Genomic DNA, 14057 nt, shown 5'->3' with positions numbered 1-14057 from the left:
CTGAGCGCGGTTTCATACGGGTTGCTGTCGTCACGTCCCGCCGATCACTGACTCCGCCGCCGGTGATCGGCGGTAAAACGGTACAGCAGACCGTATCAGCCCACTTATGAGGGTCGCGTCCCCTCACTCGAGTAGATAGCACCATGTCCGATCTACCGGACGACTTCGACTGTACGATCACCAACTGGGAGTATATTTACGGCCTGTGTCGCGACGTCGGCGACGAGGTTCGCGACGACGCGTTCGAACCCGACGTCGTCGTCGCACTCGCCCGCGGGGGCTGGTTTGCGGGCCGCTGTCTCTGTGACTTCCTCGGACTCGACGATCTGACGAGTTTGAAGATGGAACACTACGTCGGAGCCGCAGAGAAAAGCGACGAGCCGACCGTTCGCTACCCCATGCCAGAGGGCAGCGTCGCAGGCAAGGACGTCCTCATCATCGACGACATCGCCGACACCGGCGGCTCGATCGAGCGCGCCTACGAGTACGTCACTGACCGTGACGCCGGCGAGGTTCGGACCGCAACCCTCCAACTGCTCGGCACCAGCGAGTACGAACCCGACTACGTTGGCGAACATCTCGAGGAGTGGACGTGGGTCGTCTACCCGTGGAACTTCATCGAGGACATGATCGATCTGATCTCGAGCGTGATGAGCCAGGCCGACCAGGAAACGTTCACCCAGGAGGAGATTCGCCACTATCTCGCCGCGTTCCACGGCGTCGACCGTATCGAGATGGAGATCGCCCAGCCCGACCGGATTCCTGAAGTGCTCACCGAGATGGAGCGCCGCGACGTGCTTGAGTCGGCTGGCCCCGGCAAGTGGCAACTGGCGGAGACTGCGTAACACGGATCGAGCGAAAGCCCATCTCCTTCAGGCGCGGGCGGAAGTCGATTCGTTCGACAACAAACTGCCGAACGCGGCCGGCGGTCAGTTCACACCGACCCGTTCTGCTCGAACCGCTTCCGTGTAGGCGAGAAAGTTGTCGAACAACTGTTTTGCCTCACAGGCGGCCTCGTAGTTCTCCGCGTGGATTCCCTCGAGGACCGCTTCGATGCGCTGTGTCGAGAGCTGTTCCGACTTCCGTTTTGTGACCGCTTTGGCAGTCCGCATATCGTACTCCGGGTGGAACTGAACGGCGAACACGCGATCCTTCCGAAACCCGTGAATGCCGTACTCGTTTTTCGCAAACACCGTCGCTCCCGGCGGCGCTTCGATGACGTGATCTGAGTGCGTCGTAAAGACCGTCATCGTCTCGTCGATCCCGTCGAGGAGGCGGTTCTCGCCGTCCTGTTCGACGGTTCGATAGCCGATTTCGTACTCGCCCATCCCCTCGACGCGCCCACCCAGAACGTCTGCGAGGAGCTGGTGACCGTAACAGACACCGAGCGCGGGTACCCCGGCTTGAACCGCATCGCCGACCCAGGTTTTCAGCCGTCCGATCCACTCGCGATCCCAGTAGACCGACGCACTCGAGCCGGTCACGACGAAGCCGTCGTAGCGAAAGTCGTCGGGGAACTCGCCGGACGGGCAGTGGAACTCCTCGAGGTCAGCATCGAGTTCCCGATAAAAGTTCCGTCGGGTGTCCACAGCCTCGTGAGCCGCGTTCAACAGCGCGAGACTCAGCTGCCCCATCTGTTATTAATACGCACTGTTGGTGCGGAAGAATCGTCTCGTTTCATTGGTGTTTGCGACGTGTTCATCGTCGATCAGTCAGCTGTCATCGATCGTGCCTGCGACAGGTCCTGCTCGAGGCGCTCGGCGTACTCGAGTCGAAGCTGTCGCGCTTCAGTCGCTGTCAGCTCCTCGCCGGCGTCGATCTCGTGGGATAGCGGCTCGTACGCCCCGACGTCGAACCCCATTCGCTCGAGATACGACCGTACTGCGGCCGACGACAGGCCGTCCCGGATCCCGGCTTCGACGTACTCCTGTACTGTATCGAACTCCGGCAGAACGACTGCTTCGTCCGTTATGCGACCAGTTTCGCCCTCGATGCGTACCTCGGCGTCGTCGAGGTGCTCGATAACCCCGACGATCTCATCGGCCAACCGCACGATCTGACTCGGGAGGGCTGTGTCGGGCGAGCGCCATTCGACGGTCGAGAACCGTTCGCGGAGTTTGACCGGCGTCCAAGCTGCGCTTTCCGGCTCGAAACATGACTCGACCGTCTCCCGGTCGCAGCCGGCGACGGTAGCCGCCGTCACGAACTCGCTGTACCGACGCTCGAGTCGTCTTATCCACTCCGCTCTGTCCTCGACATATGGCCACAGCTGCCCCTGGTGTGGCAGGGATTCATACGCCATCCAGCGATAGAGCTGGGACCGTGCGCCGGTCGTCAGGCGTGTGCCCTCGAAGTACGGCGAGGAGTTGACCAGCGCCAGCGCGGGATCGAGTGCGATGAGCGTGTTCAACTGGTCGATCTCGCGGCCGGGCTGTTGTTCGACGTGAATGTGCGTGCCGGCACAGTGTCGCACGTACTCGAAGTCCTCACCGATGAGGCGATCCTGGATCCGCGTGCGCTCACTCGGGCGATCTTCGATCGGTGCCTGATGGACTGGCGTTGCGAGTGGGACGAGCCGCTTGTCGAGTTTCTCGGCCCGTTGGAGAACCCGATCGAGCCGATCGAACAGTTCGTTGCGGAGTTCGGCCGTCGTCTCACACGGTGTCGTTTTGATCTCGAGTAGCGGGACGACAAACTCCCGTTCGACCCCCGGCGATGCCTCGACGAGATCTCCTGGGTCGGTCAATCGCCCCTGCTCATCGATTACCCAGTACTCGACTTCGATGCTGCGCCGTATCGGCTCGGAGGTGTGCTGTGGGGTGGTAGTTCCCGTCCGATTCGACGAACGATGGATATCGGGTGGTTCGGACATAGCTTGGAACGGTATTGTAGCGGTAGTCTCGGCGTGTTCGCCTATGTGCTCCTCTCTCCCACCGTCGTGGGCTCGACTGTGATCCCGTCTGAGGTGGTCATGAGAGACCCTCTCCAGTAGCCGTACAAGAGATCGACACGGTCGTTGAATCTCGTCCTCGAATCATGCGTATTACCCACACATGTCTGTGTGTGAACTTGATAGTCATAATAAGTGTTGTGTACATATCCAATGGCATGTCCTTATATGCAGTACTACTGCTCACGGAGTCGGGTATACGGCGGCCGTACCGATGTTTGCGGTGTGTGGGATTTCGATCGCCGAGTGTCGAACGCGTCACTCCGCGACCGATTCGGTATCGTCCGACTCTGTCGCCTCTAGCCGCGCTGTCTTCGAGTCCTCGTCCGCCTCGTTCACTAGCGACTCCTTCCAGGTGCCACGCGTAAACCACGCGACCGCAGCGAGTGCGCCGACGACGTCGCCCACGACGACGCCCGTCCAGATGCCCGTGGTTCCCCAGCCGGCGACGAAGATCAGATAGTAGGTAACTGGAACGCGGACGATCCACAGCCCCAGCACGGAAAAGACGAGTGCCGTCTTCGTGTTACCAGCCCCCCGAAACGCCCCGAGCATGACCTGCATGATGCCCATGAAGACGAAGGCGAACGCAGCAAACTGGAGGTATGTGACGCCGTAGGCGAGCGTTTCGGCTCGGCCGGCTTCCTCGGCCGTGAGAAACACCGCGACGAACGGCTCCGGAAAGAGGATGGCGAGTGCGCCGGCGACGGCCATGATTCCCCCAATGACGCCCGAGGCGAGCCACGTCGCCTTCGCTGCCCGATCGGCCCGCCCAGCGCCTAAGTTCTGGCCAACGATCGAGTCCGTTGCCTGCCCCATCCCCATCGCGGGCAGGAAAGCAAGCGAGATCAGCCGGTTACCCAGCCCGTAGGCTGCGACGACCGCCGGCGGGAACGTGACGACCATCGCCGTCATTGCGACTAGCGCCAGCGCTGTCATCGACTGCTCGAGCGCTGTCGGGACGCCGAGTCTAGTGATCTCGGTGACGTACTCGAGTCGTGGGCGGAGATGGGTCAGTTCGATGGTTGGACCGGTCGTCGTGTAGTACAGCAAGTAGAATCCGATCACCGTGGCGAGGCCTCGCGAGACGACAGTTGCGACGGCAGCGCCTTCAATCTCGAGACGAGGCAGCGGCCCGACACCGAAAATCAACAGTGGATCGAGCACGAGATTGACGACGACGCTAATAACCATCACTCGCATCGGTGCACGGGTGTTGCCGTAGCCCCGCATGAGCGCAGCGAAGACGAAAAAGCCGAACACGAAGGGAACCCCGAGGAAGAAAATCCGCAGATAGTCGCCAGCCAGGGGGAGGATCGCAGTCTGCGTGTCGCTGTCGGCAGGGAGGAGCTCGAGCATCGGATCTGTCGCAAAGTACCCGACGATACCGAGGACGATCGCGATCAGCGAAATAAACGAGATCGTCTGCCCGGCGATGAGACCACCTTTGCCACTTTCAGCCCCTGTGTGCTGGGCGAGCAAAATCGAGCCGGCGGTCGTGAAACCGGCCCCGACCGCGATCACTAAAAAGAGCAGCGGAAAGGCGAGACTCACTGCACCGACGGCGTCGGGCGAAAGCGCCCCGAGCCAGAACGTATCACCGACGTTGTAGGCAACCTGCAACAGCTGGATGACCACGAGCGGCCAGGCCAACTTGAACATCGGCCGAACAAGGCTCCCCTCCGTGAGGCTACTCTCGTCTGGAGGGGATCCAGCGGACATATGCTATCACTCTCGCTCGTCGTACTTCATGACTCGTGAGATATGATATCTGCACTCATCACCGGCTCGCCGCGCAGTGGCGTTCGTTCGACTGCGTCGACACGTTGCTGACGGACTGGATTGTCCCCTGTCCATACCGTCAACACAGGTGGCGTGTGTCGTCTCTCCGAGCAACGGTCTGGTTCCGAAAACAGTATCAATCCTAGATATTTCTTCCCAAGATTGGATATATTTCTGAAATAGGGTAAAAGTATAAAGGAATCTCTGTATATAGAAAGGTTTACGTCGTCATGACATCCTGCTCCGAGTGAAGCGTATGTGTCCCCAATCAGTCCTCCCTCCCCGCAGTTCGAACAGTGCTGCTGGTTCGCCCCCACTCGAGGAATCCACGGAACTCTCTCAGGACGAAATCTTTCATCTCTTACAGACGAACCGCCGGCGCGACACGATCCGTTACCTGTTAGAGTTGGGCGAAGACTCCGTCAAAATGCGAGATATCGCCGAGCACGTCGCTGCTCGCGAACACGATACGACGGTTGCGGAGCTGACGTCCGCCCAACGCCAGCGTGTCTACATTCCGCTGTACCAGTCACACCTTCCAAAACTCGACAAAAAAGGCGTCATCGAGTACAACAAATCGAGGGGCATCGTTCGACCGACCGACCGGATAACGATTTTCCAACCCCACCTCGAGCCGTATCGCAATGATTCATCCCAGGACGACGCCGAACGGTCGATCGTCAGGTATCTGGTCAGCGACTACTACGCGACGGCGATCGCCGCGAGTACGAGTCTGCTGGTCGCCTCGATGCTCGGTGTGCTCGCGCTTCCCGGCGTAATGCTCGGCACGATCATCACTATTCTCTTCGTGCTCGCAACGATCGGGACGAACCACGGCGACTCGCTTCCGGGACTCGGAACCGCTGACTGATCGCTTGTCGTCGCTCGAGTCGAGAGGACCGTGCGAGATCGGGTTCTACTGTGCAATCAGTCAGCGAGCGCTTCGTTCGAGTCCGTCGCCACTGCCGCGTCTTGCACCCAGAGATCGCCGAACAGCTCGTCTTGCTCGAGACGGACTCGACCGCGGTGAGACAGAAAGAGCAACGCCAGATACGTCATCACCCGTGAATCGCCGACGCCTTCGATTTCGGCGAACAACACCTCCTCGCGGCCCTGGTCGTACTGGCCAGCGAGTTCCCCTTCGACGTTGTCGATGACCGTTTCGATGTCTTCTTCGTGGGTCGTATGCGTCACGTCGTCGCTTGTGGGCTCGTCGTCGACGCGGAAATCGTCATCCGAGTGGTAGTTCAGCTCCTGCATCCCGCGGTCGTAGCCACGCGGCGAGTCGCTCGTGTCGTAACTTCGGGACTCCTTCCATCGCGTCTCCCGTTCGGCGCTTCGGAGCTCTCGAACCAGTTCGTCGAGCGTCTCCGGCTTTCCGCGGGCGTGTTTGCGATCAAGGCGACGTTCCATCTCCGCCTCGAGGCTCTCGATGGGGTCGAAGCCGGGAGCTGGCCCGCCGTCGCCATCATCGCTGTCCATCGGTCCGTCGTCTGCAAAGGGCGCCTCCCACGGCGGCAGCTCCGTTTCCTCGGGTTCGTCCGGCGCGAACAGCTCGTCGCTTTTCATCCGCAAAAGCACGCTCGCGTAAAACAGCGCGCGACCGGAGGTCCGCAGGTCGGCCTCGTCGAGCGCCTCGAGGAACTTGTCGGTCACTGCGACGATGTCGATATCCCAGGGATCGATCTCGCCGTCTTTGGCGAGTTGGACCAGCAGTTCGACGGGCTCGACATCGTCGCCCTCCGCTTCGTTGTCGCCGCTGTCGCCGTCGTGTTCGTCGCCTTCTGAAAACTCGAGAACTGTCGACTCGTCGGCTCCCGGTCGCTCGCGGTCTTCGTGGCCGGCGATCTGCAGCGGAATATCGTCCTCAGTCACTTGCCGGCACCTCCTCGCCATCGCCGTCGCTGCTGAGATCGATTCCGGTCACCGCACTCACGTTGTCCTGTTGCATCGTCACCCCGATGGCTCGCTCGGAGCGATCGAGCATCGCAGAGCGATGCGAGACGACGACGAACTGCGCTTTGTCGGAGAGTTCATCGACCATCTGGCCGATCCGCTCGGCGTTGACAGCATCGAGGAAGGCGTCGACCTCGTCTAACGCGTAGAACGGAGCCGGGTTGTGGCGCTGGATCGCGAAAATAAAGGCAAGCGCCGTCAGCGACTTCTCGCCACCGGACATCGCATCGAGTCGCTGAATCGGCTTGTCGCCGGGCTGGGCTTTCATCGTCAACCCGCCGTCGAACGGATTGTCTTCGTCCTCCAAGTGGAGGGTACCGGTCCCCTCCGAGAGCTTCTCGAAGATCTCCGTGAACTGCTCGGCGATCTCGTCGTAGGAGTCCATGAACGTCTGTTTCTTCAGCGTCTCGTACTGTTCGATTCGATCGCGGATCCCCTCGGCTTCCTCCACCAGCGTCGCTTTCGCGTCCTCGAGTTCCTCGAGATCCTCCCGCACGTCGTCGTACTCGTCGATCGCGAGCATGTTCACCGGCTCCATCGCCGCCATATCCGCCTGCAACAGCTCGATCATCTCGAGGACCGTCTCGTGATCCGGCACGTCCTCGGGATCGTAGTCACCCACGTCGGCCTCGAGACTCTCGATCTCCCACTCGAGGTCGCTCAGCCGACTCCGTGAGTCCTCGAGTTTGCTCTCGACGGCGTTGACCCGATCCTGTTGCTGGTCGCGTTTCGTTCGGGCCGTCGACAGCTCTTCTTTCAGGTCGCTCCGTTCGGCTTTGAGCTCGGTGAGTTCGTCCTCGAGCGCTGCGACTGCCTCGCGTTTTGCCTCGAGTGCCTCGCGTTTCTCGGCGATCGCGTCCTCACAGTCGTCGATTCGAGCTTCCTGTTCGGCTTTCCGATTCTGAGCCGTCTCGATATCGTCGTGGAGGTCTTCGATCGCGTCCTCGGCGTACTCCTTCTCTAAGCTCAGTTCGTTGAGTGTGCTGTCGAGATCCGCGATGCGGCCTTCGCGCTCATCGATTTCGTCCTCGAGGGCCTCTATTTCCGCGGTCAGTTCGGGAATCTTCGAGTCTGCGAGTTCGGTCTCGAGGTCGTCGATCTCGGCTTCGATCTCCTCGACTTCCGTCGTCTTCGTCTCGATCTCGCCTGAGAGTTCGGTCATCCGTTCGTCGACGGACTCCCGTTCGCCCTCGAGGTCTTCGAGGTCGTTCTGGAGGCTGTCGATCTCGGCTTCGATCGATTTGCGTTCGTCCGCGAGACTCTCGAGTTCGGTTTCGATCGAGCGCACTTCGTCTGCGGCATCGGTCTTGCGGTCGCGGGCGTCGTCGAGGCGCTCGTCGACGCCACGAAGCTCCTCGCGAAGGGACTCACGCTGGTCCTGGAGGTCGGTGATCTGTGTGGCGACGCGCTCGAGTTGGCCCTCGCCACCCCCGGTAAAGGAGTAGCGTGAGCCGCCGCCGGAGCCGCCGGTCATCGCGCCGCTTTTCTCGACGAGGTCGCCGTCGAGTGTAACCATCCGATAGTCGCCCATATACGAGCGGGCGGTCTCGAGGTCTTCAACGACCAGCGTGTCGCCGAGGACGTACGAGAAGACGTCGGCGTACTGGCCGTCGAACTCGACGAGGTTGTACGCGAAGTCGACCACGCCGGGATCGCTCGGTGCGTTGGGGAGCCGGCGCTTGTGCATGTCCGTCATCGGGAGGAACGTCGCCCGGCCTGCGTTGCGCGATTTGAGGTGATCAATACACTGCTGGCCGATGACGTCGTCGTCGACGACCACGTTCGCGAGGCGCCCGCCTGCGGCCGTCTCACAGGCGACGGCGTACTCGCCGGGGACGGTCCCCAGCTGGGCGACCGCGCCGTGGACGCCGTTGATCCCTGCGTTCAGAATCGTCGTCACCGCGCGGCCGAACGAGGAGTCGCCGCTTTTGCCCGCGTTGGCCTCGAGTTCGGCGTACTCCTGTTGTTTCGCCTGAATTTTATCGTCGATGTCGTCGACGTCCGACTGGAGTCGGCGTTTTTCGCCTTTGAGGTCGTCGACGACGCCGGCGATGTTCTCGCGGTTTGTCTCGGCTTTTTCAAGTTCGCGCTCGAGGTCGGCCCGTCTGCTCTCGATCTCGGGGAGCTCCTCGCGGCGTTGCTCGATCGTCGCCTCTTTCTCACTGATCTCGTTCGAACGTCGCCGGGCTTCGTCTAACAGGCGGTCCTGTTCGCGCTGCAGGTCGTTTTTCTCGGTTTTGACCGTCTCCAGTTCGTCTTTGCGCTCGGCGAGGTCGGCTTTCAGTTCGTCGAACTCGGTGTCGACGGCGTCGATTTCGGCCTCGAGCGCGTCGCGTTCGGCCTCCCGCTCTTGAATCTCGCTTTTGACCTGCGCTTTCTCGAGTTTGTGCTCGCGGATGTCGTCGGTGAGCTCTTCGATCCGTTCCTGTTTGCGGTCGATCTTGACAAAGGCCTCACGGCGCTTCGATTCGGCGTCTTCGATCGCGTCCTCGCTGGTTTCGATCTTGTCCTCGAGTCGCGAGATGTCGCCTTTGATCTCCTCGATGTCGCTTTTGATTCGGAGCTGTTCGTCCTCGCCTTTGCGCTCGATTTCGGCGTTTAAGTCCTCGAGATCTTCTTGCAAGCGAACGACTTTGCCCTGGCGTTCGTCGAGTTCACGCTGGAGGTCCGTCAACTCCTCCTCGAGATCGTCGACACGATTTTCGGCGCGTGCGAGTTCGTCGCGTTTCTCCTCGAGTTCGCTGGCCTTCTTGTAGCCCTCGTACTCTTCTTTTTCACGCCGCAATCGTCGGTATCGCAGGGCTTCCTGGCGCTCGTCCTCGAGTTGGGCGAGTCGGTCGCGTTTCTCCTCGATACGGAGTTGAGCTTCGTCGACCCGCTCTTCGACGATCTCGAGTTCCTCGAACGCGTCTTCCTTTTTCGCGTCGAACTCCGCGACACCGGCGATCTCGTCGATGATCTCTCGACGAGCATGCGGCGTCATGTTGATGATCTCGGTGACGTCGCCCTGCATGACGACGTTGTAGCCCTCGGGCGTGACACCTGCCTGTGCGAGCAGGTCCTGAATATCGGAGAGATTGACCGAGCGGTCGTTCAGATAGTAGTAGGAGTAGTAGTTGTCCTCGGTCTCTTTGACTCGCCGGCGGATGCGAATCTCGTCGACATCGCCGACGTCGTCGCTGCCGGCGGCGTTGACGACCTGCGAGCGAGTCAACGTCTCGTCGCTGTTGTCCAACACGACTTCGACGGTCGCCTCACGGGGGCCGGCCGACCGGTCGCCGTCTTCGTGGCCGGGGTTGTAGATCAGATCGGTCAGCTTTTCGGCGCGAATACCGCGAGTTCGAGCCAGTCCGAGCGCGAAGAGGACGGCGTCGATGATGTTCGATTTGCCGGAGCCGTTCGGTCCAGTGACGACGGTGAAATCCTCGTAAAACGGAATCTTCGTCTTGCGGCCGAAGCTCTTGAAATTGTCCAGAACGAGTGCCTTGATATACATACTTTAGCCAACTTCGTCACAGCAGGGAATCATGGCCGGACGGTCGCGAGTCGAGTGTGGGTCGCGACGCGGCCACGCAGTTATGCGACAATAATGTCGTCGCTACCTGAGTCTTCCGCTTCGTCGGTCGTCGTCTCGTCTTCGACGTCTGCATCAGCCGTGGCTTCGGCCACGTCGTCGGGTGCAGCCTCCTGGGTGTCGTCTTCGCTTGCCGTCTCTTCCGTACGGACACGTCGCTCGGGTACGCGGGTCGGCGTCTCGGTATCCAGTTCGGCCTCGAGAACCCGGATTCGTTCTTTCGATTCGACGAGTTCGTCCGTCAGGCCCTCGACCGTCGACTCGAGTTCTGCAACTGTCGCTTCGAGTTGCTCGACGCGATTTTTCGACATATCTCCTAGCGGTCCGTCCGGCAACATAAACGTACGTCAGACATAACTAACCGTTCTGGTATTTTTCGCATCCGTGATCGGCTCATCCGCCCGAAAGTGCACGGCTGGCGCCGTCAGTCGCTCAGTTGTCGTCTTCGCGCCACTTGTACTCGCATTCGGTACAGATGAAAAAGCGCGTCTCGGATTCGTCAGCCGACCGGATCTGTTGCATATACCAGTGGGCGCGGTCGTTCCCACACTCGGGACAGTGGGCGTCGGTCTCCGGCAGCGACGTCTCCCCGGAGGATTCGATAACCTCGCTTGCTTCCTGATCGTCCGTGACGGTGTATTTGGACGCGTCGCCTTTCGGTTTCGTATAGCCACAGCTCCCGCATTCCCAGATGCCGTCGTCGGCTTTCATCATCGAACCGCATTCGTCACAGAATTCCATCGTTATCCGGGCTACATCGGCCAAGTGACTTAAGCGGCGCGTTTACCACGGGCGCGACGATTCAGTTCGTGTCCGCAAGCACCACGGATGGGCTGGTCGAACACGACCGCTCGTTTCCGGGACACCGAGCCACACAACGCGGTCTTGCGTTCACCGCCTGCTGTGCGAGCGGCGCTCCACTCAGGACGGCCTCCGTTCGAACCGATTTCCTCTCAGAATGCCGGACGGAGTTTGGATGTTTATGTACCCGCTCGTGCTATCCCTCGAGCATGTTTGGAACGAGCGGTATTCGCGGCGAGGTCGGCGACGAAGTCACGGCCGAACTGGCGCTTGCCGTCGGTCGTGCGCTGCCCTCAGAGGGGTATGAACGCGTCGTCGTTGGCCGTGATATCCGCGAGAGCGGAACGATACTGGTCGACGCACTCACTGCCGGCATACGAGAGTGTGGCGGCGATGTCATCGAGGTCGGTGTCGCGCCAACACCGACCGTCGCCCGCGCTGTCGACTGGCTCGAGGCCGATGCAGGTGTCGTCGTTACGGCCTCACACAACCCGGCTAAAGACAACGGGATCAAACTCTGGTCGCCAAGCGGGCAAGCGTTCGACACTGAGCGCCGGGCGGCAATTACGGATCGCGTCGAGAACGAGCGCTACGACCTCGAGGACTGGACCGGTCTCGGCGACCGCAGCCACCACGACGGCGTACTCGAGCGACACGTCGAGACGGTCGTCGACAGTGTCGGCGAGGTTGGCGGTCTCGAGGTGGTCGTCGACGTCGGCAACGGTGCCGGCAGCGTGACGGCGGATGCGCTGCTCGAACTGGGCTGTGAGGTTCGGACGCTCAACGCCCAGCCGGACGGGCGATTCCCGGGTCGGCCCAGCGAACCCAACGCGGAGACGCTGACGGATCTCCAACAGTTGGTCGGCGCGACGGACGCCGATCTCGGCGTTGCCCACGACGGCGACGGCGACCGGATGATGGCCGTCGACGAGCGTGGCGAGTTCGTCCCGAAGGATCTCCTCCTCGCGCTGTTCGCCCGCGAAGCAGCGGGCGATGGGGACCGAGTCGCTGCTCCGGTGGATACGAGTCTCGCCGTCGACGACGCGCTCGCGGCTGTTGGGGCCAGCGTGACGCGGACAGCCGTCGGTGATGTCTACGTTGCAGAACGGGCGACCGAGCCCGGGGTCGTCTTCGGTGGCGAACCCAGCGGTGCGTGGATCTGGCCCGAGGAAACGCTCTGTCCAGACGGCCCGCTGGCAGCCTGTACACTCGCAGCGATGGTCGCTCGAGACGGCCCGCTCGGAGCGGCAGTCGATGACCTCGAGACGTATCCGATCCGGCGCACGTCGATCGAGGTCGATCATAAAGCAGCCGTCATGGACCGCATCGAAGCGACGGTCCGCGAGCGCGAGTTGGAGATCGATGCATTAGACGGTATTCGGATCGACCACGGCGACGGCTGGACGCTCGTCCGTCCGAGTGGGACCGAACCCGTAATCCGTGTGACTGCCGAAGCGCGTGATCCGGAGCGGGCGGACGCACTGTTCGAGGATACCCGCGCGCTCGTTGTCGACGCGGCCAACGCCGAGTAGGACGTGGACGTCGACCGCGTTATCGCTCCCCGGCCAGCGCTGAAAAGAGCCGCTCTTCGAACTCAGCTCTGGTGATCCCGTCGGAAGGGCCGATCCCCTCCATGTGATCGACGGATACCTGCCCACCTCCCATCCGTGCGTGGCCACCCGCGTTGGCCATCGGCACGTCGCTGGTTGCGTGTCGAAGTGTCTCTCCCATATGGACCCGGTCATCTCGAGAGCGCCCCGAAAGGTGGATCGTGCCGTCGTTTTCGCCGTAGACGATGACCGCCGTGACACCCTCGAGCTGCATGAGTTCGTCTGCGGCCTGGGGAATCGCATCGACGTTCGAGAGCTCGCCGACGTCACAGACGGCAAACGGTCCTTCGACGCGTTTTTCGGTGATCGCCGTCGCCTTGACCTGCAACACGTCGTCGCTGACCTGTGGGTTGGCGATCCGATCCAGGAGATCCTCGTCGATGCTCGGAAAGAGCACGCCACAAGCGTCGAACTCTGCTCGCGAGCAGCCGTTCGTCAGGTGGTTCGTATCGGACAAAATCCCGTAGAGCAACCCGGTGGCGAGCGCTTCAGTGACGTCGAACCGACCCGTGTCTCTGGGACCGATCGACGCATCGAGTTCGTCGAGATACTCGACGAGAATCGTCGACGCAGCGCCGTACTCCGTGCGGACGTCGGTAAACTCTGTTCCGGTCCCATTTCCGGGATGATGATCGATAACCGCGATCGGCTCGACGGTCTGTGAACCCGCAAAGCCACGTGGCGTGTTGTGATCGACGAGGACGACGGCGTCAGCAGCGAGCTGTGAACTCGATTCGATCGACCCGAGATCGACATCGAGGACGGTTCGAAACGCACGGTTTTCCTGATGGCGGATTTCGCCGGAGTACTGTAACGTCGCGTCGGTACCGACAGACGCCGCGATTGTATCGATGGCCATTGCACACGACATCGCGTCCGGATCCGGGTTCGGGTGCATCAACACCGCAATCTCGTCGTAGTTGCCCAGCAGTCGCTGCAGGTGGACACCGGGCGGCCGCCGAAACCAGCGAACGACCCACCAGCCACCGAGGACGACCCCGACGGTCGCCACCACGAGCAAAGAGAGCACCAGCGGCTCGAGAGACCGTGCCGTGTCAACGATCGGCTCGAGAACCAACACGTCCACCTCGAGGAACGCACTGCGTCTCGAGATGGACTGGTTTAGCATATCACACAATTATATCGAATCCTCAAGAGTTTTCCCCCGCGACTGACGGCTGCTCGTCAGTTTGTGTGGGGTCTATTCAGGTATCGTAACAACTGAAACTGGTTGCACACCGATCGTACTGTCCGCGGTTCTCGCTCACGTCGTTCGCTCACGGGTCGTTCCTCCCCGTTCGCTGTCCCGCGGTTCTCGCTCACGTCGTTCGCTCACGGGTCGTTCCTCCCCGTTCACTTTCCGCGGTTCTCGCTCACGTCGTTC

11 protein-coding genes are annotated in these 14057 nt (G+C 61.2%); 3 read left to right on the top strand and 8 right to left on the bottom strand.

Annotation, left to right across the window (positions count from 1 at the left end):
* Positions 1 to 143 precede the first annotated feature (143 nt).
* On the top strand, positions 144 to 845 hold the full coding sequence (locus ACERJA_RS01560; RefSeq protein ID WP_373606574.1) for a phosphoribosyltransferase: 702 nt from the start codon (positions 144 to 146) through the stop codon (positions 843 to 845).
* An 84-nt stretch (positions 846 to 929) separates the two neighbouring features.
* Here ACERJA_RS01560 and ACERJA_RS01555 read toward each other — a convergent pair whose 3' ends face one another.
* The 3 genes from ACERJA_RS01555 to ACERJA_RS01545 all read right to left on the bottom strand — a co-directional run bounded on the left by ACERJA_RS01555 (position 930) and on the right by ACERJA_RS01545 (position 4672).
* Positions 930 to 1634, bottom strand: coding sequence for a type 1 glutamine amidotransferase (locus tag ACERJA_RS01555; protein WP_373606573.1), 705 nt, complete (start codon positions 1632 to 1634; stop codon positions 930 to 932).
* 74 nt (positions 1635 to 1708) lie between these two features.
* Positions 1709 to 2872, bottom strand: coding sequence for a glutamate-cysteine ligase family protein (locus ACERJA_RS01550; RefSeq protein ID WP_373606572.1), 1164 nt, complete (start codon positions 2870 to 2872; stop codon positions 1709 to 1711).
* 336 nt (positions 2873 to 3208) lie between these two features.
* On the bottom strand, positions 3209 to 4672 hold the full coding sequence (locus tag ACERJA_RS01545; protein WP_373606571.1) for an MATE family efflux transporter: 1464 nt from the start codon (positions 4670 to 4672) through the stop codon (positions 3209 to 3211).
* 316 nt (positions 4673 to 4988) lie between these two features.
* Here ACERJA_RS01545 and ACERJA_RS01540 point away from each other — a divergent pair, with 316 nt between their 5' ends.
* Complete coding sequence (locus ACERJA_RS01540) at positions 4989 to 5603, top strand: hypothetical protein (protein WP_373606570.1); 615 nt, start codon at positions 4989 to 4991, stop codon at positions 5601 to 5603.
* Positions 5604 to 5659: 56 nt separating this feature from the next.
* Here the strand turns inward: ACERJA_RS01540 and ACERJA_RS01535 are convergent, their stop codons facing one another.
* From ACERJA_RS01535 to ACERJA_RS01520, 4 genes are all read right to left on the bottom strand, one after another.
* Positions 5660 to 6628 (bottom strand): segregation/condensation protein A, encoded by a 969-nt coding sequence (locus ACERJA_RS01535; protein WP_373606569.1) that lies wholly within the window; start codon positions 6626 to 6628, stop codon positions 5660 to 5662.
* A complete protein-coding gene (gene smc / locus ACERJA_RS01530) occupies positions 6600 to 10184 on the bottom strand; it encodes a chromosome segregation protein SMC (protein WP_373606568.1) in 3585 nt (1194 codons plus the stop codon). The genes ACERJA_RS01535 and smc overlap by 29 nt, the downstream gene beginning before the upstream one ends.
* An 80-nt stretch (positions 10185 to 10264) precedes the next feature.
* Positions 10265 to 10573 carry a hypothetical protein gene (locus ACERJA_RS01525; RefSeq protein WP_006067899.1) on the bottom strand — a complete coding sequence of 103 codons (309 nt, stop codon included), beginning with the start codon at positions 10571 to 10573 and terminating at the stop codon, positions 10265 to 10267.
* Positions 10574 to 10694: 121 nt separating this feature from the next.
* The gene (locus ACERJA_RS01520) at positions 10695 to 11003 is read right to left on the bottom strand and encodes a transcription factor S (protein ID WP_373606567.1); all 309 of its coding nucleotides are present in this window, start codon (positions 11001 to 11003) and stop codon (positions 10695 to 10697) included.
* Positions 11004 to 11272: 269 nt separating this feature from the next.
* Between ACERJA_RS01520 and glmM the strand changes: the two genes are divergently transcribed.
* Positions 11273 to 12595 (top strand): phosphoglucosamine mutase, encoded by a 1323-nt coding sequence (glmM, locus tag ACERJA_RS01515; protein WP_373606566.1) that lies wholly within the window; start codon positions 11273 to 11275, stop codon positions 12593 to 12595.
* A gap of 19 nt (positions 12596 to 12614) precedes the next feature.
* Here the strand turns inward: glmM and ACERJA_RS01510 are convergent, their stop codons facing one another.
* Entirely contained in the window at positions 12615 to 13802 is a 1188-nt protein-coding gene (locus tag ACERJA_RS01510) for a bifunctional oligoribonuclease/PAP phosphatase NrnA (protein ID WP_373606565.1), read from the bottom strand.
* Positions 13803 to 14057 lie beyond the last annotated feature (255 nt).

The organism is Natronorubrum sp. A-ect3, assembly GCF_041821125.1.
Lineage (GTDB): Archaea > Halobacteriota > Halobacteria > Halobacteriales > Natrialbaceae > Natronorubrum > Natronorubrum bangense.
The sequence above is the reverse complement of the archived record's forward strand: the minus strand, read 5'-3'. Positions and strand labels throughout refer to the sequence as shown.

Excerpts from the sequence above, each read along its gene's own strand:
- ACERJA_RS01520 (WP_373606567.1), bottom strand. The coding sequence starts at position 11,003 with ATGGAATTCTGTGACGAATGCGGTTCGATGATGAAAGCCGACGACGGC.
- ACERJA_RS01550 (WP_373606572.1), bottom strand. The coding sequence starts at position 2,872 with ATGTCCGAACCACCCGATATCCATCGTTCGTCGAATCGGACGGGAACT.
- smc (WP_373606568.1), bottom strand. The coding sequence starts at position 10,184 with ATGTATATCAAGGCACTCGTTCTGGACAATTTCAAGAGCTTCGGCCGC.
- glmM (WP_373606566.1), top strand. The coding sequence starts at position 11,273 with ATGTTTGGAACGAGCGGTATTCGCGGCGAGGTCGGCGACGAAGTCACG.
- ACERJA_RS01510 (WP_373606565.1), bottom strand. The coding sequence starts at position 13,802 with ATGCTAAACCAGTCCATCTCGAGACGCAGTGCGTTCCTCGAGGTGGAC.
- ACERJA_RS01535 (WP_373606569.1), bottom strand. The coding sequence starts at position 6,628 with ATGGCGAGGAGGTGCCGGCAAGTGACTGAGGACGATATTCCGCTGCAG.
- ACERJA_RS01540 (WP_373606570.1), top strand. The coding sequence starts at position 4,989 with ATGTGTCCCCAATCAGTCCTCCCTCCCCGCAGTTCGAACAGTGCTGCT.
- ACERJA_RS01545 (WP_373606571.1), bottom strand. The coding sequence starts at position 4,672 with ATGTCCGCTGGATCCCCTCCAGACGAGAGTAGCCTCACGGAGGGGAGC.
- ACERJA_RS01555 (WP_373606573.1), bottom strand. The coding sequence starts at position 1,634 with ATGGGGCAGCTGAGTCTCGCGCTGTTGAACGCGGCTCACGAGGCTGTG.
- ACERJA_RS01560 (WP_373606574.1), top strand. The coding sequence starts at position 144 with ATGTCCGATCTACCGGACGACTTCGACTGTACGATCACCAACTGGGAG.
- ACERJA_RS01525 (WP_006067899.1), bottom strand. The coding sequence starts at position 10,573 with ATGTCGAAAAATCGCGTCGAGCAACTCGAAGCGACAGTTGCAGAACTC.